Raw genomic sequence first — 17,468 nt, 5'->3', positions numbered from 1 at the left:
TCGTGCGCCTGTGTAGTAATGTCGTTGAGCGGGTGCCGATGCACAGCTATAGTTTCACGAAGCCCAGCGCATGCGATTCCGCATCAAACACACCACTCGATACGTTTACGAACAGCCGGCCTCGCATTCGCACAACGACGTGCGGCTCACTCCGATCGACGCGCCGGATCAGAAGCGGGTCGCATTCAGGCTCGACGTCACCCCGGCGGCGGAGATTTCCGAGTATCGTGACGCGTTCGGCAACCTCACGCATTCGATCGATATCCAGCCGCCTCACAATGAGCTCGTAATCAGTTCGTGCTCGGTTGTGGATCGATTCCCGATTCCGGCTCAACAGTCGGAGCGAATCACATTTTATGATTACCTGGCGGACGATGCGGAGAGGATGAAGGAACACTTGGAATTTCTGAATCCGAGCCGCTATGTGCCATTCAGCGATCGGTTGCGAAGGTTTTTCTGGTCCGTGCGGCCGCAGCTTTCCGAAGACGTCACCGCTTACACCGAGCGCATGGTCCTTTATGTGCGTAATCAATTCGGCTACGACGGCGGCACTACTCATGTACATTCCACCGTCGACGACATACTCACGACGGGCGGCGGAGTATGCCAGGATTTCGCGCACCTAAGCATAGGTCTGCTCCGTCTGGCGGGGATTCCCGCCCGCTATGTGTCCGGCTATCTCGCCCCTGATCCGCGGAGGAGTCCGAACTCTCCGCCTCCTGAGTTGGCCAGCCATGCCTGGATAGAAGCGCTCTTGCCGGGCGTAGGATGGACGGGATTCGATCCGACTCATAGGACTCGCACCATGATCCGTCATATACGGATTGCGGTAGGTAGAGACTACAACGACCTGCCGCCAGTGTCGGGCGTCTATAACAGTGGGGGCGGCGGCAGACATATGGCCTACGAGTTGGAAGTAAGTCTCGCCAGTCAGGATAGTTCGGACAAGCTAGTCGGCTAAGTCCAGCTAGGATTTGATTTCTTCAGTACCGTCGAGTCGCTTAGATAGGTCGATAGGATCGCCTAACGAGACTTCCAAGGGATCTACCTGGTAGGCCCATACTTCGAACTTCGTCATCTGCGCGGGTCCATACACAGTAGCAAAGGCGCATTCGACAGCGTCGAGACCTTGCGCGATCTTAATGCGGCCAATCCTGGGTTCGTTGTAGCGGGCATCGAAGACGTGCCATTTGCCGCCCAGATACACTTCGCTGTAGGCGTGAAAGTCCATCGGCGAACCGGGGTCCACGTGTCCTATGTCGGGCAGATGACCGGTAACGTAACGGGCGGGTATGTTAATCGCTCGGCATAGGGCTATCGTACAATGAGCGAAATCGCGGCAGACACCATAGCCGCGTTCGATGATCTGCGCGGCTGAAATGTCCGGCCTTCCCGAAGCGAAGCGATACTCGATGTTGTTGTGAACCCAGTCGGAGATAGCCTGCACGCGCTCGCCCGCGTCGTAGATGTGTCCGAACTTTTCTCCGGCGAAAGCGAACAGCTTGTCCGAATCGCAGTACCGGCTGGGCAGAAGGTAACGCAAGAGTGACGGTTCAATGGTGGCAATCGATGGGGCATTTCCGAATTGCTCAGACTTATCGAATGCGGTCGACACTTCTACCATCGCGTCGTGCCGAATCTCATTAAGTCCTTGCCCCAGGATTATCCTATAAGAAGTGTTATCGTCAGTATCGACAAAGGATTCGAATTTCGTAGCGCGGCCGAAATCCAGAATCTCCTGCTTTATAGGTCGATCGGGATCTGTTCGCGGATTTACGAGCAATATGGCGGTTGCGGACGATTCGCATTCGAAGTGAATGTTACAACCAACACGAACCGTAAGCATCGAGCACCTTTATGACACTAGTAGATAGTTATCCGCCGTCGCGGATCTGATCGAAGAATTCGGAGAACAACGGAAGATAGAGCGGATCTCGTTCGGGATGATACTGCACCCCGAGTGCGTAAGGATGCGACTGCAGTCGGGCCTGCTCGACTATTCCGTCACCGGCCGACCAGGCTTCGACTTCCATTCCGTCGGCCAACCTTTCGAGCGCCTGGTGATGCGAGCTGTTCACGGCAGCGAATCGATGTATCGCCTTCGAGCTGTGCCGGAGGGGCTGGACGTTTTCCCTTTCAAAATTTTCGTGACCGGGAATATCGATATGCAAGCTCCCACCCATCGCGACATTCAATACCTGCAAGCCCCGACAGATGGCCAGGATAGGCTTTCCTGAAGAGAGCAGCTCGCGAGCAGCGGTGAACTCCCACGCGTCGCGCGCGCAATCGGTATCGACAATCAACGACGGGTCCGCGACCTGCTGGCGCAGAAAACCTATCGAGATGTCGCCGCCGCCGGTCAGCATCAGCGCGTCCATCTGGCACAGATCGACCGCGCGCAACCGGGCATTGTGTACCTTCAAATGCGGATAGCGGCTGAATATAACGGTGAACCAATGTTCGTCGCATTGGCGAATCCAGGTGGCGATACTCGGCATTTCCAATCCTTCCCGAAAAAAACTCGGCGGCGAGTCTCCCTTCTTAGACTACGGATGCATCGTGATTGTCGCAAATTCGCGGGCGCTCCGCTCTTGCGACGAATCGATGAGCCACCTATGTACTGTCTGTTCGCGAGGGAACATTTGAGAATGAAGATTCATAAATCCGCTCTGGCGGCATTGATCGTAACGGTATACTGCTGCGCCGCGGGCGGCCACTCTTTCGCCGCCGACTCTCCCGCAGCGAGTTCGACCGCCAACACTGCAACGCCTGCGAGCGGCGCGGCTCAAGGACCCGGCGACCTGGGCGCTCTGGTGGCGGCAGGCACGCTGCCCGATTTGCGATGGCCCAATTTTACCGACTATCGCGACAGTGTGAAAAAATTCTACGCCACGGGCGGCTACTCCCTGGCGTGGATCCAGAATGGCAAGGCCAGCCCTCAGGCCGTCTCGATGATTTTGCTTTTTCAGCAGGCCGCGTCGAAGGGTCTCAACCCCGAGGACTACGACGCCTCGCGATGGGACGCGCGACTGGCCAAGCTACAACCTACTGCGCCGAAGCCGTCCGACAGCGACCTTGCGCGTATCGATTTGGCGCTGACGGTCTGCGCGATGCGCTACATTTCCGATTTGCATATCGGAAGGGTGAACCCCCAGCACTTCAAGTTCGGCCTGACTGTAGGACCGACAAAATATGACCTGGCCGAAGAGCTAAGGACGCAAGTTCTCGTCTCATCAGATATTCCGGCACTCATGGCGAAGGTCGAACCGCAGTATGATGGCTATCGACGCGCCGAAGACGCGCTCATCACTTACACGAAGATGACGACAACGGGTGACACTCCGCTCATACCTGTGCCGCAAAAGGGTGTGCGTCCCGGAAGTAGCTTTGCCGCAATGCCTCAGCTAGTCGCGCGACTGCATCAGCTAGGCGACCTTCCATCGAGCGCCGACGTGCGGGCAGACTCGATGCTCTATAGAGGTGCGGTTGTCGACGCGGTGAAACACTTCCAGCATCGCCACGGCCTCGACACTGACGGCGTATTGGGGAAGGGCACCGTGACGGCACTGAACACGCCGCTCAAAACCCGGGTGCAACAGCTTCAGCTGACGCTGGAGCGATATCGCTGGATACCACCGGACTTCCCCGAGCCGCCAATTGTTGTGAACATTCCGGAATTCCAGTTGCGTACATTGCGTCGCCAGCCGGCCAGCTACCTGACGATGAGAGTGGTCGTGGGCAAGGCGATGCGTACACAGACGCCGGTGTTCGCGAATCAAATGAAGTATCTGATCTTTCGTCCGTACTGGCTGGTTCCGACGTCGATTCTGCGCAACGAGCTGATCCCTAAGGCGCGCCGGGATCCGAATTATCTGGCAGATAAGGGATTTGAAGTGGTGGACAGAAGTGGCAACATTGTCCCTTCGTCGCCAGCGTCTGACGAGGTGATAGACGGACTTCGATCAGGCTCGTTTAGCGTACGGCAGAAGCCCGGGCCCAAGAATGCGCTCGGGCTGGTGAAGTTCATCTTCCCCAATCAATACAACGTCTATCTGCACAGCACGCCGGAACAGGAACTGTTCTCGCGGTCGCGCCGCGACTTCAGTCACGGATGTATCCGGGTTGAGAAACCTGCGGATCTGGCTGCCTGGGTGTTGCGCGACAGGCCCGAATGGACGATGGACAAAATTCAGGCGGCAATGAAAACCGGCCCCGACAACGTCCAGGTGAACCTCAAAAAGCCTATTCCAGTACTAATTCTATATAGTACCGCAGTAGTCGATCCGGGAGGCGAAGTAAGGTTCTTCGACGACATCTATGGCTACGACAAGTCACTCGATAAGGTACTCGCGAACGGTCCGCCGTACCCGAGCTGATAAGCCGGTCCAATAGTCAGTCGCAAATCTTGGTTTCAGGCTACGCCGAGTTCTGCTTTACCCTCCCAAAGGCAGCGCGCTTCGTCTGAAGCGAGCGCGCTCGCGAAGGTGCACGAAATTTAGTCTTACCTCGGGAATCTAAGAGATCTCGCGAGCGGATTGCGCGGATCGCGATTTCGTTTGAGCTAAACCTTCGGAGACTTAATAGTGGCCTCCCTATTGCTCACTACCAAGGTGATGATTCGACACCATCTGCGACGCCATCAAGGTCGCATCTTGTGCGTTCCTTTCTCACGCCTCAAACGAGAGAAGAACACCAAAGGTCGGGGCCGAAGCAACGCCCAGTGTGTCGGATTGCCACAACTTCGGAATCTAATGAGGACATCGCATATGACAAATAGTCGACCGCTAACAGTTGCCGCGCTCGCGTTGACGATTGCGCTGGTTTCCACCGCACTGCCTGCGAGCGCTCAGGTTAAACCCGGAGATGTGATCACTCCGGATAATGCGTCAAAGGTCGCGGGCCTCGTCAGTCCGGGGAACTTCACCCTCGTCAGGCAAGGCATGACGATGAAGATAGTTCCGACCGGCCATCTCGACTGGCCGCCGCCGTACAAAGCCGCCACCGAACAATACTCGCCGCAGGTTTCCCTCACGGCTGACGGCGACCTCAAGGGTTATGTCGCCGGCCTTCCGTTTCCGCTGGTCGATGCCACCGATCCGGATGCGGCCACCAAAATCATGTGGAATTTCCAGTTCCGGCCGCTCTACACCGACGACCTCGATCAGCGTGGGGTCGAAGCTGTGAGCCATCGTGCAGGCTCGCCAAATGAGATCGAGCATTTCACGTTCGGTCACCTCGGCTTTTACAACTCTGTCGGACGGACTGAGGTCGCTCCCATGCCGATGGACCCGGATCTTCTGAAGACCGGCATCGCATCTCGCTCCGGAGCTTTTCCGATCCTCGAGCCTGCCGAGATGCGCGGCGCGGGTATCGTCAGAGAGCGCTACGCTATTCCGGGGTTCGAGGACGCGGTTTGGGAATATAGTGCGGAAACCCGGCGCCTGAGACGTCTGCCGATAAGCGAACTCTCGGATGCGTTCGGAGTGGCCAGCCGCGACGGAGTAGGCCCGAATTACAGTGGTGCCCCGGGCGCGACGAGCTACGCTTCTACTTGGGATCCCGATTCCGCGTTTGGTTTTTCAGCAAGAATCCAGGACTACACCTATCGTCTGTTGGGTGAGCGACCGATGCTCGCGTCGGTCGAGGCTGAGAATTCTCCCGCCCAGACATGCGCGGCAGACAATGGCAGCACGGTCTGCCCGGAAAATTGGGAAATGCGCAATCTCTACGTTATCGAGGCGACCGCGAAGCCTCGCGCGCTGCTCGGCAGCAACGTGATCATTCCGAAGCGCATTTTCTACATCGACTCGGAAGGATGGTTCATCACCGCGTCCGATCAGTACAATCCGCAAGGTCAGCTCTGGAAGACCATCGCGACTTTCCACGCCTATCGCGACCGGGCCGAGCCCAACGCACGAGTCGCTATCTATCCTTTCAAACGAATCTTCCAGACCGCGCTGGTTGACGAAGATATAACCAGCGGCTTCTCAACCGTGGTCTATTCACCGGGATACTCAGGTCACGACGACAGCATGTTCATCAACATGGGCGCCGTCGACCGCACCTTCTACACTCCGCAGAAGATGGTCCAGCTCGGCCACTGACCGGCAAGCGAGGGGCGATGCTGATTAGCATCGCCCCGAACTCGAAAAAGCCAAGGACGAGCTAATCGAGCGCGAGGTTCGTCCACGCAAGCGCGCAGCATGACGCGGCTCGCGTTCAACTCGAAAATTCAATGTATTTAGAGGTCTTCATGCAGCGTCGCCGGACGCAAGAGCGTCCGGCCGAGATTCTTCGCCGCAGCGGCTCAGAATGACACAACGCTTTTTCCGTCATCCTGAGCGCAGCGAAGGATCTCGCGCGGCAGCGCGCCGGCCGGCAACATCGACGAGCTCGAGCTCAACCTCAACCCGCGCGGTTTCTTCGTCGCTCAGTTCGAGAAAATCCCTGGCGCTTCCGGCCGTCCATCCTGCGCGTTCCAGTCGCTGTTTTTTGAGCTTCTCCATCTCTCTTTGCATCTGATTGGTTTGACCCAATCATCCGGCTCTTTTCAGCGGGCGGCAAGTAAGCTATCCAAGTTAGAAAGGCGGGTATAATCTTGACCCGACCGGAGGTTTCCATTGCACGCGATAAATTACGAAGCCCCAAGTACGCTCGATCAGGCAGTCAGCATCCTCAAAACCCACGGCGAAAACGCCCGCCCGTTCTGCGGTGGCACCGATCTTCTCATCCAGTTGCGCGCCGGAGTTCGCCGCACCTCGCATCTGGTCGATATCAAGAAAATCAAGGAGCTGCAGACGCTCTCCTTCGATGCGAAAAAAGGCTTGCGCCTCGGCGCCGCTGTCCCCTGCATCGATATCAGTGAGAGCGACGTGATGCGCCAGCATTACCCCGGCCTGACCGAGGCGGCTCATCTGATCGGCTCGCTGCAGATTCAGAATCGCGCGTCGGTCGGCGGCAATCTTTGCAATGGATCGCCCGCCGCGGACACGACGCCTGCGTTGATTGCGCTCGGCGCGCGCGCCCGAGTCGTTGGCCCGAGCGGCGAGCGCGAGGTGCCGGTCGAGGATTTCGTTGTTTCGCCCGGACGCACCGTGCTGAAGCCCGGCGAGTTGCTGGTCGAATTGCTGATTCCCGCGCCGGCGCCGCATTCAAGCGACGCGTACCTGCGATTCATCCCGCGCAACGAGATGGATATCGCAGTCGTTGGCGTCGGCGCGTCGGTCACGCTCGACGGTGACAAGGTGAAGGCCGCGCGTATCGGTCTTGGCGCGGTCGCGGCGACTCCGCTGCTCGAGACCAAGGCCGCCGACGGGCTCATCGGCAAGAAACTGGATGACGCGAGCCTCGAGGCCGCGGGACGCCTGGTGAGCGAGGCGTGCAAGCCTATCGACGATATGCGCGGTACGATCGAATTTCGTCTTCATGTTGCCGGTGTCCTCACGCGCCGCGCATTGACGATCGCCGCCGAACGCGCGAAAAAAATCTGAATCAAACCTACGGCATAGAGTTATGAAAAAAACCCTGGTAGAAGCGACGATCAACGGCGAAACGGTCGAGTTCCTGTGCGAGCCGCGTCAAAGCCTGCTCGAAACTCTGCGCGACGTCCTCGAACTCACCGGCTCTAAAGAAGGATGCCTGACCGGCGACTGCGGCGCGTGCACCGTGATGGTCGACGGCCGCGCAGTGGACTCGTGCTTGATGCTCGGTGTCGAGGCGCAAGGCAAAACGATTTCAACCGTCGAGGGACTCGCCACGCAGGGCGTGCTCAGCGTCTTGCAGAACAAGTTTCTCGAGCACGCGAGCTTGCAATGCGGCATCTGCACCCCGGGATTTCTGATTTCGGCCAAGTCGCTGCTCGATCGCAATCCGAAACCGACCGAGCCCGAAGTTCGCTACGCGCTGGCCGGCAATCTTTGCCGATGCACCGGTTACGACAAAATTGTGAAAGCTGTTCTCGACGCCGCCGCGGATATCCGCTCGCAAGGCGAAGGCAAAGCGGCCGCGCGTTAGGGGCATAGCAACGACGTTGGATTCGAGAGGTTAAAAAAGAAGGCCATGGCGGAATCAACTACGACTAGCAATTTTAAAGTTATCGGCACGCGTCCGATTCGGCACGACGGCGTTGACAAGGTCACTGGCCGCGCCAAGTACGGCGCCGACTATGCGTTCCCCGGGATGCTGCACGGCAAGGTGCTGCGCAGCCCGCACGCTCACGCGAATATCAAATCGATCAATATCGACAAGGCGCTCAAGCTCCCCGGCGTCAAGGCTATCGTCACCGGGAAAGATCTCCCGAAGGCCGAGAACAAGCTCGAGCAGTCCGGCGAGATGGTCATCAACCCGATGTACCTCTCGATGAACATCCTCGCGCACGACAAGGTCCTCTACGACGGCCATGCGATCGCCGCCGTCGCCGCGACCAGCCCGCATATCGCCGAGGAAGCGCTGCGCCTCATCGAAGTCGAATACGAAGTGCTGCCGCCGGTGATGACTGTCGACGTCGCGACCAAGCCGGGCGCGCAGATTCTGCTGAAGGACCTGCGCAACAAGGAAGAGGGCGACAAGCAGACCAATGTCGCGCAGCACTATCAGTTCAAGCGCGGCGACGTCGAGGCAGGATTCAAGGCGGCAGACTACGTGATCGAGCGCGAGTTCAACACCGCGATGGTCCACCAGGGATACATCGAGCCGCACAACGCCGTCGGCATCTACAACTCCGACGGACAGGCGACGATCTACTGCTCGACCCAGGGCGCCTTCGATGTGCGATCGCTCAGCGCGCAGGTGCTCGGGATGCCGGTCGGCCATATCAAGGTCGTCCCCGCTGAAATTGGCGGCGGCTTCGGCGGTAAAACCACCATCTACCTCGAGCCGCTCTCAGTCCTGCTGTCGAAGAAGACCGGGGCTCCCGTCAAGCTGGTCATGTCGCGATCGGAAGTGCTTCGCGCGAGTGGCCCGACCTCAGGCTCGAAGATCAAAGTGAAGATGGGCGCGACCAAGGACGGCAAACTAGTCGCCGCCGAAATCTGGATGGCATACGAGGCAGGCGCGTTCCCCGGCTCACCGGTCGGCGCAGGCGCGATGTGCATCATCGCTCCCTACACCGTCGAGAATTTCGTGATCGACGCCTATGACGTGGTGGTGAATCGCCCGAAGACTGCGGCCTATCGCGCGCCGGGCGCAACCAACGCCGCCTTCGCCTCCGAGACCATCATCGACGAGCTCGCCGAAAAATGCGGAATCGATCCGATCGATTTCCGGCTCAAGAACGCGGTCAAGGAAGGCGACGCTCAGGTCGTCGGCCCTCCATTCAAGCGCATCGGATTGATCCAGACGCTCGAAGGGATCAAGAACAGCCCGCACAACAAATCGAAGCTGACCGGCAAGTTCCGCGGACGCGGTGTCGCCTCGGGCTTCTGGTTCAACGCCGGGATGCAGTCCTCGGCGACTGTGAATATCCACGCCGACGGAACCGCCAGCGTCGTGACCGGCTCGCCCGATATCGGCGGCTCGCGCGCCTCGATGGCGATGATCACCGCCGAAGTTCTCGGACTCCCCGTGACCGACGTGCGCCCAATCACCGCCGACACCGACTCGATCGGCCATACCGACGTCACCGGCGGCAGCCGCGTCACCTTCGCAACCGGGATGGCGGTGTACGAAGCCGCGAAGGATGCCGAGCGCCAGTTAATCGAGCGCGCCGCGAAGGTCTGGGAGAAGAAGCCCGACGAGGTGGAATTCCGCGACGGCAAACTCCACGCGAAAGGCAACGGCGTGCCACCTATGTCGCTCAAGCAGCTCGCGCCCCGCTTTGCGCGCACCGGCGGTCCGATCACCGGTCGCGCGAGCGTGAACGCGCGCGGCGTAGGACCTGGGTTCGCGACGACGCTGGTTGATGTCGAAGTCGATCCCGATACCGGCAAAGTGCAAATCCTGCGATGCACTGTGGCGCAGGATGCCGGCAAGGCGATTCATCCGAGCTACGTCGAAGGTCAGATGCAGGGCGGCACCGCGCAGGGTCTCGGATGGGCGCTCAACGAAGAATATTTTTACGACGACAAGGGTACGCTGCGTAACTCCGGATTCCTCGACTACCGCATGCCTACATGCCTCGACTTGCCGATGATCGAAACGGTCGTGGTCGAGGAAGCAAACCCCGGTCATCCGCTGGGCGTGCGCGGCGTCGGCGAAGTGTCGATCGTGCCGCCGCCGGCAGCGATCGCCAACGCGATATATCGTGCAGTGGGCGTCAGGATGACGGAGACGCCGATGTCGCCGCCGAAGCTGCTGAAGGCGATGCTTAAGCATCGCGATTCGACAAAACATTCCGCAGCGGCGGATTGATCAGGATTGACTGAATGGGGGCGGGCTAATGCTCGCCTCCTTTTGTTTTTGCAATGCCGACCGTTGTCATTCCCGCACTGCTACGCAAGTTCACTGGCGGTATCGAGCGCGTTGACGTCCCCGGAAAATCGATTCGCGAGCTGGTTCGGAATCTTGGCGAGCAGTTTCCAGGAATTGACCAGCAGTTACTCCAGGACGGCGACATCCGCCCGTCGATCGCAGTTTCCATCGACGGCGAAATCGCCACCGGCGGCGTACTCGACGCCGTGAACGAAAATAGCGAGGTACATTTCATCCCGGCGCTGGGCGGTGGCTGGGGCTAACTGCTCACAAAGACCAAGCTCAAAAATCAGAAATTTTGTGCCGTAAGTGACAAATAGTTTCCGCCCAGATCGATCTTGCAACTCACCGGCACTTAAGTACAATACGGGTGCTGGCCGGGGTTTGCCCCCCTTTTCCCGGTTGGCTACGGGCCGGGTAGAGCAATCTGCCTGGCCCTTATTATTCGTGTGTATACAGTTTTCCGCGCGATTCCGTGTTTGATGCGTCACGCGGCTCCAGTGGCTAGTTCGATCATTTGATCAAACCAGGCGGATAAAACATCCGCGAGTAGTGCTATCAGCAGCACTAATACATCGCGCAGAAACCGTCTTCCGGCCGAGCTTGAACGCCGGCCGCGCCGACTAGCTCATGAAGACTTCGCGCACGTGATTCACGTCGTTGTATTCGCGGACCAGAGCTATCTTGTCGCCCTTGAACAGGAAGTAGAAATGATAGCGGTTGGCGTATTTCTTTCCGTTGCCCGCGGTCGTATCCGATTCGGCCTGGATCGCGACGTGCGGCCCTTCGGCGATCGTCGAATGAAACTTCATGTTCAAGCCGTTCGGGAACATCGCCTTCAGCCTCGCGGGCATCGCCTTCAGGAACGCATCTTTGCCGCGCATCGGCTGGATGCCGGGCAGGCGCCCCATCATCTCGAATTCGAAATCGTCAGTAATCAAATCTTCGAAGGCTTTCGGATCTGGCTTTTCGAGGTTCTTGAGAAAGGTTAGCGCGCGTTCTTTCTGCTGTTCGAGGTTCATGTCGATCTCCAATAACGAGCCCGCGGCCGCGCGCCGTTGACGCACGCACCGTCGGGATTGATGCGAAACTTTGGCTACTGCTTGCGCTGACGGATCACGAGGACCGAGCACGGCGCGCCGCGCACAATCTTCTCGGTCGTCCCACCGAGCAGCATATGCTCGGCGCCGCTGCGTCCGTGCGTCGCCATCACGATCAAATCGATGGCTTGCTCTTTGGCATAATCAATCAGTTTCTGAACCGGATGACCGACGACGGCGAGGGTGAAGACTTTTTTCGAATCGCCGAACTCATCCTTCTTGAGGCGCGCGAGCTCCTCTTCCGCCTGCTCAAGCATCGCGGCTTCGCGCGCAAGCTCGCGGCTCTGTTCGCCGCTGGTCGCCAACGGCAGCGGTATGAAAGTGTGATGAGGCGCGACTATATGCACCAGGTGGACTTCCGCGCCGACGTCCTTCGCCATTTCCATCGCGGCCCGCATCGCTTCCATCGAGTGCGGTGAAAAGTCGATCGGCGCAAGAATCTTCTTCACGTTCTGAATCATAGGAACCTCCGGATCAGGAATTCTGGATTACCACGCCCTTCGCCGCCTCTGCAAACCCGCCCCCGTCTATGTCATTATCCCGCCACATCGGTGGACCTGTCGACACCGGCGGCTCCCCCAATCCGGTTCCCCTTCCCGGCCGCGGGCCCGAAAAGAGGGGCCAGGAGTTAGGTCGCACGCATCGAACCGCTTTCTTCTCGCTGAAGTAGGCGGTATGGACGGTGAAACAAATGAAAGGAACAGTCTTCCACGGACCCCATGACGTGCGCGTCGAGCGCGTCGATGACCCCACGCTCAAAACTCCCACCGACGCGCTGGTGCGAATCACTCGCGCGGGCATTTGCGGCTCCGACCTGCATTTCTATCACGGCGCTTTGCCCATCGAGCCCGGCTTCGTGCTCGGGCATGAAGGCGTCGGCGTGATCGAGGAAGTCGGCGCCGGCGTCGATCGTCTGAAGAAAGGCCAGCGCGTCGTCGTGTCCGGCCTGGTCGCATGTGGCCGATGCTTCTTCTGCCGCCGCGGACAACCCTCGCAATGCGCCGAGAGCGGCTCCGCGGTTTTCGGCTACGGCTCGACCTCCGCCGGCAAGCTCGGATGGCTAGGCGGCGAACAATCCGAAGCAGTGCGGGTCCCGATGGCGGACTACACCTGCTACCCGCTCTGCGACGCGATCGACGATGACGCCGCCGTCTTCCTCGCCGACATCCTGCCGACGTCCTACTTCGGTGCGATCAACGGCAACATCCGCCCCGGCGACACGGTCGCGATCTTCGGATGCGGCCCGGTAGGACTATGCGCCGTGATGAGCGCAAAACTGTTCGGCCCCGCCGAAGTGATCGCCGTCGACAGCATCCCCTATCGCCTGGAGCTCGCGCGCAAGCTAGGTGCTTTTGGTGTAGATACTGAAAAAGCGCAACAGACGATCCTCGATCGCACCGAAGGCCGCGGCGCCGACGTCACTATCGAGGCGGTGGGCAACGAGTCGGCCCTGACCTCCGCAATAATGGCCGCCCGCGGCGGCGGCACAGTCTCCGTAATAGGAGTCTTCGCCGGCCAGTCATTCAATTTCCCAATCGGTTACGCCTTCGCCCGCGACCTGAAGTTCAGCATCGGCCTCGCCAACATCAACGCTCACATCCCGCAACTGGCCCGCCTCATAGAGAAGGGCACGCTGGATCCGCGCCCTCTAATCAGTCACGTGATGTCGCTGGACGACGCGGCCAAAGGCTACGAAATCTTCAACGGAAGAAAAGACAACGCAATGAAGGTGCTATTGAAGCCTTAACGCGGGGTCGCGCGGCACGCGCAACTTTGCTCTTCACACTGGGTGCAGGGGTCACCCCTGCCGCCCGCCGCGTAGGCGATTACTTTCCGGTTCCCGACAGTGGCACGCTCTGCCTGCCGCCGTTCGCGTTGTCGGTGATCGTCAGGGTTCCCTTCTGCTTCATCGCGGCGCTCGGAGTGAACGTTACCGAGATTGTACACGACCCGCCGGGCGACAGATTTGCCGCGCAATCGTTGGTCTGCATGAAGACTCCCGGACTGTCGGAGATCATCTCGATCACGACCGGCAGCCCCGGATGCTTCTTCTTGCCCGTCGGATTAGACACCTTCACCATCTTCGGCTTGCTCGTCGTTCCGACCGCGGTGTCCGGGAACTTCAACTCCTTCGGCTTGATCTTGAGCGTCACCGCCACCGGCGTGGGTGTGGCAGTCGGCGTCCCGCCGGTTGATGTCGCAGTGGCAGTAGGGGTTGCAGTCCTGGTCGGCGTCCCTCGGGTCGAGGTCGCGGTCGCCGTCGCAGTCTTCGTCGGGGTCGAAGTCGCTCCTGTTGCAGTGGCGGTTGGAGTTGGGAGCACGGCCGCCTCTGCGGTCACGCCCTGGAACAAGCTGCCGTCCGGCCAATCATCCCGGGTAGCGCCGTTGAATGACACCACCCAACTGTTGGCGCCGGAATTGAACTCCAGAACGTCCGTCGGCGTGAAATCAGTCCCACCGATCGATCCGAAATGGTCGAACACCATGAGCAGATGCGCATTGGGCAGCATCGTAGCGCCGTCGAGGTTCATCCCATCGGGAATGCCGGCCATCGCGCTGTTGAAAACGAGAGCATAAGCGCCGCTATTGAACGCGACCAAATCCGCCGGCTTGACGGTTAGGGTCCCACCTCCGGACTTCGCGAGGTTTACGGTCACATCGAAGGAGAGCAAGAGATCTCCCGAGCCGTCCACGCCGAGCGCGTCGATTCGCGTCCCGTCGGGAATTCCGTTGCTCGATCCCTGGAAGTAGAGCGCGGGTAAGAAAAAGTTCGTGTAGGGGTTGTATGACGCGACGTCGCGCGGAGTTACGGTGACTGTCCCACCGGTCGCGTTGGTCGGTAATGCGGCGGTGGTGTCGATCGCGAGCAGGTTCTGCATCGGATTAAGCGAGAAATAAGCGGCCAGTCTCGCGCTCGCAGGCATTCCGAGAAAGCTGGTCAGGGCCGTGCCCGAAGGAAAGGAGTAACACTGCGCTTGTTGGGGCGTTACGATTCCGCTGGTCAACCCAACTGTTATATCGGGCGAGATGTGCAGTCCGCTGAGGGCGGTCTGAGCCGCGGCCGGTGCGACGCCTATCGCGATCGCCGCCGCCAGTATCGCGAGGACACTCGCGACCCTGCGACTCCTCGGCCGTGAAGCTTGATCCTCAGAGTCCATCGCCTGCCGCGTCCTCAGCAGGCGGTCCCATTGCAGAGATTGGTGTTCTTCGCTCCCATCGAGGCGCCGCCGCTGATGCCAGCGCCGTTGCCGTTCAGGACGTTCGTTTCGTAGCCACTGGTCGCATTGTTGAAGGACATTGGCGCGCCGGTGTTGTTGGCAATTGTATTGCCGGAGACCAGGCATCCGGACCCGCCGCAGTTGATGCCGGTGCCGTTCGCGACCACGGTATTGCCTTCGATCACTGCGTCAGAGCCCGCTACGATGCCGTTAGTGTTTCCATCGACGTGGATCGATTTGACGATGCTGTTGGTGCCGATCGACAGGCCATTTTGGAATCCGGTGATCGCCCCGTTTTCCACCGTAAGATCGTTCGCGGGGGATCCGGAGATTCCTGACCCGGAGCTCGAAGCGCCCGGCCCATTAATCGAGAACCCGTTCAGGTCGATGGTCACGTGGATCGCATTGACGTCGATCGCGTCGGCGCCGGTGCTCGAAACTGTGAGATTGCCGGTCAGGCGATAACTGCCGCTCGCGCTTATGACGTACGGAAAGCCCGCCACGAGTGCTTTCACCTGATTGATCTCGATAGTGCCGTCCACCGCGCCTGCCGATGCGGCGAGCCCGATCACCGTCACGGCGGCTAAAAATACTGCCGCGGATAATTTCCGTTTCATTGTCGGACTCCTCCCCGAAAAAAGACGGATCACTCCGGCCTTGGCGGTTGCCGCAAACCACCACCCGGTTTTCAAGGTCGGATTGTCTCAGAGATGGTCCGAGGTCGCGGGTTATCGAGGACGTTGTGAAGGGTGTTGCAAGTCAGGCCGCTATCGAATCAAACAGCTTTTTGGATAAAAATGACGTGCCATGCCAGATCGAGGTTGTCCCTATCACCATAGGGCCGACGTAGGCGCGGCTTGCGCTGCTGGAGGGCGCTACTCGCGTTCCTGGAAGCCTTCGAGGCTGCGGGATCTGCCGGTTTGGCGCAGCTTGCGGAGCGCCTTGGCCTCGATCTGGCGGATACGCTCGCGGGTGACGGCGAACTGCTTGCCGACTTCCTCGAGAGTGTAGTCGGTCTTCTGCCCGATGCCGAAACGCATGCGCAGGATTTGCTCCTCGCGCGGCGTAAGCGTCGCGAGCACCTTGCGGGTCTGCTCGCCGAGATTGCCCTGGATTGCAGCTTCGACCGGCGAAGGCGCGAGCTCGTCCTCGACGAAATCTCCGAGCGAACTTTCTTCTTCGTCGCCGATAGGAGTTTCGAGCGAGATAGGTTCTTTGACGATCTTGAGCACCTTCTGGACCTTGTCCAGCGGCATCTCCATCTGCTCCGCGATTTCTTCAGGTCCCGGTTCGCGACCGAGCCGTTGCACCAGGAGGCGCGTCACGCGCAGCAGCTTGTTGATCGTCTCGACCATGTGCACCGGGATGCGGATGGTGCGGCCCTGGTCGGCAATCGCACGCGACATCGATTGGCGAATCCACCACGTCGCGTAGGTCGAAAACTTGTAGCCGCGCTGATATTCGAACTTGTCGACCGCGCGCATCAGGCCGATGTTGCCTTCCTGAATCAGGTCGAGAAAGCCGAGACCGCGATTGGTGTAGCGCTTGGCGAGGCTGACGACGAGGCGCAGGTTGGCCTCGGTCAGTTCCTTCTTTGCGCGGCGGCTCTTGTCCTGTCCGGCGGCGATAGTCTCGAGCTTGCGCGCGTATTCCTCGCCGTCGTCCTTCGCTTTCTTTTCGACTTCGCGAATCGTCTTCTGCGCCAAACGAATCCGCGCTGCGATATCGAGCAGGTTCTCCCGCACGTCATTAATCTTGAGCACGTGCCGACGATCTTCGGCCTCAGCCGCTTCCTTGAGCAAGTTAGTGCGCGAGCGCCCTGTAGCCTCTTCATATTTCGCGATGGTGTGCTGCGCGATTCGGTACTGCTGCAGGAAGTCGCGCATCTCGGCTATCACCGCTTCCATCAGGCGGCGCGACAATCCCATTCCGCGTAATTCTTTTTTCACGCGCTCGTAGTAGCGCGAGAGGTCCTTGTCGAGTTTGGGTTTGACGCGCGGACCGGGCTTGTTGTGGAGCTCTGCCTCGATCGCTTCGATCTTGGTGCGCAGGTCGGTCAGCTTTTTGGTGGCAAGGCTGAGTTTCTTGAGCTGGCGTTCGTCGGCTTCAGGACCTCGCTCTTCGTCAGGATCGTCTGGAGTTTCTGCCGCGTCCTCGAACACGTCGCGCAGGTCAGCCTCGCCCGCCTCGACCCGCTCGCCCACGCGAATCACGAAATCGAGCATGATCGGCGAGCCCAGCACTTCCTCTTCGACTTCGTTCTCGCCGGCCTCGATGCGCTTGGCGATTTCGACTTCCTGCTCCCGCGACAGGAGCTGGAAGTTGCCCATCTCCTTCAGATACAGACGAACCGGGTCCGACGACTCGCCAAGCGAATCGGCGGCGGGCGCCGGAGCTTCGGGCGCCTCTTCGGCCTCTTCCTTGGTTTCGACCTCGACCTCGTCGGCGCTCTCGCTCGGAACTTCCTCGAGCACCTTGATATCGAGGTCCTCGAAGCTGTCGAGCGCCGCGCGCAGGTCGGTCGGCGAAGCGACATCCTGCGGCAGATAGTCGTTCACCTGCTCGAAAGTCAGGTAGCCTTGCTCGCGCCCGAGATCGACCAGACCTTGCAGGTCTTTACCTTCGTACTTCTGCTTCATTCGTTTTGCATCCGTTGTGCGCGGGCGTTGGCCGATAGCGCGATCTTAAAAAATGCGAGCGCAATGCGGCCGTCGTTGCGACCGCGAGCCCGGAATCAGGTAGC

16 protein-coding genes are annotated in these 17,468 nt (G+C 59.5%); 8 read left to right on the top strand and 8 right to left on the bottom strand.

The window, feature by feature from the left end; translation table 11 throughout:
- The first annotated feature begins 70 nt into the window (after nucleotides 1-70).
- Nucleotides 71-961, top strand: a complete 891-nt coding sequence (locus tag WB650_RS18385) for a transglutaminase family protein (RefSeq protein ID WP_422303473.1) — start codon at nucleotides 71-73, stop codon at nucleotides 959-961.
- Between the two features lie 6 nt (nucleotides 962-967).
- On the opposite strand, the gene WB650_RS18380 is transcribed toward WB650_RS18385, so the two are convergent.
- Nucleotides 968-1,783, bottom strand: coding sequence for a transglutaminase-like domain-containing protein (locus WB650_RS18380; protein ID WP_423961499.1), 816 nt, complete (start codon nucleotides 1,781-1,783; stop codon nucleotides 968-970).
- Between the two features lie 91 nt (nucleotides 1,784-1,874).
- A complete protein-coding gene (locus WB650_RS18375) occupies nucleotides 1,875-2,498 on the bottom strand; it encodes a gamma-glutamyl-gamma-aminobutyrate hydrolase family protein (RefSeq protein WP_422303471.1) in 624 nt (207 codons plus the stop codon).
- Nucleotides 2,499-2,648: 150 nt separating this feature from the next.
- Here WB650_RS18375 and WB650_RS18370 point away from each other — a divergent pair, with 150 nt between their 5' ends.
- Nucleotides 2,649-4,376 (top strand): L,D-transpeptidase family protein, encoded by a 1,728-nt coding sequence (locus WB650_RS18370; RefSeq protein WP_422303470.1) that lies wholly within the window; start codon nucleotides 2,649-2,651, stop codon nucleotides 4,374-4,376.
- Between the two features lie 390 nt (nucleotides 4,377-4,766).
- Nucleotides 4,767-6,104 carry a DUF1329 domain-containing protein gene (locus WB650_RS18365; RefSeq protein WP_423961497.1) on the top strand — a complete coding sequence of 446 codons (1,338 nt, stop codon included), beginning with the start codon at nucleotides 4,767-4,769 and terminating at the stop codon, nucleotides 6,102-6,104.
- Nucleotides 6,105-6,332: 228 nt separating this feature from the next.
- Here the strand turns inward: WB650_RS18365 and WB650_RS18360 are convergent, their stop codons facing one another.
- The gene (locus WB650_RS18360; protein ID WP_422303084.1) at nucleotides 6,333-6,506 is read right to left on the bottom strand and encodes a hypothetical protein; all 174 of its coding nucleotides are present in this window, start codon (nucleotides 6,504-6,506) and stop codon (nucleotides 6,333-6,335) included.
- A gap of 114 nt (nucleotides 6,507-6,620) precedes the next feature.
- On the opposite strand from WB650_RS18360, the gene WB650_RS18355 reads away from it, so the two are divergent.
- Genes WB650_RS18355 through WB650_RS18340 form a run of 4 tightly spaced genes read left to right on the top strand, consistent with a single transcriptional unit; the run spans nucleotide 6,621 to nucleotide 10,670 of the window.
- The gene (locus WB650_RS18355) at nucleotides 6,621-7,490 is read left to right on the top strand and encodes an FAD binding domain-containing protein (RefSeq protein ID WP_422303085.1); all 870 of its coding nucleotides are present in this window, start codon (nucleotides 6,621-6,623) and stop codon (nucleotides 7,488-7,490) included.
- Between the two features lie 22 nt (nucleotides 7,491-7,512).
- Entirely contained in the window at nucleotides 7,513-8,013 is a 501-nt protein-coding gene (locus WB650_RS18350) for a (2Fe-2S)-binding protein (protein ID WP_422303086.1), read from the top strand.
- A gap of 45 nt (nucleotides 8,014-8,058) precedes the next feature.
- Complete coding sequence (locus tag WB650_RS18345) at nucleotides 8,059-10,347, top strand: xanthine dehydrogenase family protein molybdopterin-binding subunit (RefSeq protein ID WP_422303087.1); 2,289 nt, start codon at nucleotides 8,059-8,061, stop codon at nucleotides 10,345-10,347.
- A gap of 53 nt (nucleotides 10,348-10,400) precedes the next feature.
- The gene (locus WB650_RS18340; RefSeq protein WP_422303088.1) at nucleotides 10,401-10,670 is read left to right on the top strand and encodes a MoaD/ThiS family protein; all 270 of its coding nucleotides are present in this window, start codon (nucleotides 10,401-10,403) and stop codon (nucleotides 10,668-10,670) included.
- A gap of 360 nt (nucleotides 10,671-11,030) precedes the next feature.
- Here the strand turns inward: WB650_RS18340 and WB650_RS18335 are convergent, their stop codons facing one another.
- Together WB650_RS18335 and WB650_RS18330 are read right to left on the bottom strand one after the other, a co-directional pair.
- On the bottom strand, nucleotides 11,031-11,429 hold the full coding sequence (locus tag WB650_RS18335; protein ID WP_422303089.1) for a nuclear transport factor 2 family protein: 399 nt from the start codon (nucleotides 11,427-11,429) through the stop codon (nucleotides 11,031-11,033).
- A 74-nt stretch (nucleotides 11,430-11,503) separates the two neighbouring features.
- Complete coding sequence (locus WB650_RS18330) at nucleotides 11,504-11,968, bottom strand: universal stress protein (RefSeq protein ID WP_422303090.1); 465 nt, start codon at nucleotides 11,966-11,968, stop codon at nucleotides 11,504-11,506.
- 230 nt (nucleotides 11,969-12,198) lie between these two features.
- Here WB650_RS18330 and WB650_RS18325 point away from each other — a divergent pair, with 230 nt between their 5' ends.
- Nucleotides 12,199-13,254 (top strand): alcohol dehydrogenase catalytic domain-containing protein, encoded by a 1,056-nt coding sequence (locus WB650_RS18325; RefSeq protein ID WP_422303095.1) that lies wholly within the window; start codon nucleotides 12,199-12,201, stop codon nucleotides 13,252-13,254.
- 79 nt (nucleotides 13,255-13,333) lie between these two features.
- Here the strand turns inward: WB650_RS18325 and WB650_RS18320 are convergent, their stop codons facing one another.
- The 3 genes from WB650_RS18320 to rpoD all read right to left on the bottom strand — a co-directional run bounded on the left by WB650_RS18320 (nucleotide 13,334) and on the right by rpoD (nucleotide 17,400).
- Entirely contained in the window at nucleotides 13,334-14,665 is a 1,332-nt protein-coding gene (locus WB650_RS18320) for a choice-of-anchor D domain-containing protein (protein WP_422303091.1), read from the bottom strand.
- 14 nt (nucleotides 14,666-14,679) lie between these two features.
- Nucleotides 14,680-15,342, bottom strand: coding sequence for a hypothetical protein (locus WB650_RS18315; RefSeq protein WP_422303092.1), 663 nt, complete (start codon nucleotides 15,340-15,342; stop codon nucleotides 14,680-14,682).
- Nucleotides 15,343-15,600: 258 nt separating this feature from the next.
- Nucleotides 15,601-17,400: an RNA polymerase sigma factor RpoD gene (gene rpoD / locus WB650_RS18310; RefSeq protein WP_422303096.1), complete on the bottom strand. Its 1,800-nt coding sequence runs from the start codon at nucleotides 17,398-17,400 to the stop codon at nucleotides 15,601-15,603.
- Nucleotides 17,401-17,468 lie beyond the last annotated feature (68 nt).

Origin of the sequence: Binatus sp. (SeqCode) (genome assembly GCF_049584895.1) — a bacterium.
In the GTDB taxonomy this organism is placed as follows: Bacteria; Desulfobacterota; Binatia; order Binatales; family Binataceae; genus Binatus.
Note: the sequence above shows the minus strand (reverse complement) of the source record. Positions and strands in the feature narration are given on the sequence as shown.

What these genes read in the sequence shown, in the direction of transcription:
- WB650_RS18385 (WP_422303473.1), top strand. Translation starts at nt 71, where the DNA reads ATGCGATTCCGCATCAAACACACCACTCGATACGTTTACGAACAGCCG.
- WB650_RS18375 (WP_422303471.1), bottom strand. Translation starts at nt 2,498, where the DNA reads ATGCCGAGTATCGCCACCTGGATTCGCCAATGCGACGAACATTGGTTC.
- WB650_RS18370 (WP_422303470.1), top strand. Translation starts at nt 2,649, where the DNA reads ATGAAGATTCATAAATCCGCTCTGGCGGCATTGATCGTAACGGTATAC.
- WB650_RS18365 (WP_423961497.1), top strand. Translation starts at nt 4,767, where the DNA reads ATGACAAATAGTCGACCGCTAACAGTTGCCGCGCTCGCGTTGACGATT.
- WB650_RS18360 (WP_422303084.1), bottom strand. Translation starts at nt 6,506, where the DNA reads ATGGAGAAGCTCAAAAAACAGCGACTGGAACGCGCAGGATGGACGGCC.
- WB650_RS18350 (WP_422303086.1), top strand. Translation starts at nt 7,513, where the DNA reads ATGAAAAAAACCCTGGTAGAAGCGACGATCAACGGCGAAACGGTCGAG.
- WB650_RS18345 (WP_422303087.1), top strand. Translation starts at nt 8,059, where the DNA reads ATGGCGGAATCAACTACGACTAGCAATTTTAAAGTTATCGGCACGCGT.
- WB650_RS18340 (WP_422303088.1), top strand. Translation starts at nt 10,401, where the DNA reads ATGCCGACCGTTGTCATTCCCGCACTGCTACGCAAGTTCACTGGCGGT.
- WB650_RS18335 (WP_422303089.1), bottom strand. Translation starts at nt 11,429, where the DNA reads ATGAACCTCGAACAGCAGAAAGAACGCGCGCTAACCTTTCTCAAGAAC.
- WB650_RS18330 (WP_422303090.1), bottom strand. Translation starts at nt 11,968, where the DNA reads ATGATTCAGAACGTGAAGAAGATTCTTGCGCCGATCGACTTTTCACCG.
- WB650_RS18325 (WP_422303095.1), top strand. Translation starts at nt 12,199, where the DNA reads ATGAAAGGAACAGTCTTCCACGGACCCCATGACGTGCGCGTCGAGCGC.
- WB650_RS18320 (WP_422303091.1), bottom strand. Translation starts at nt 14,665, where the DNA reads ATGGACTCTGAGGATCAAGCTTCACGGCCGAGGAGTCGCAGGGTCGCG.
- WB650_RS18315 (WP_422303092.1), bottom strand. Translation starts at nt 15,342, where the DNA reads ATGAAACGGAAATTATCCGCGGCAGTATTTTTAGCCGCCGTGACGGTG.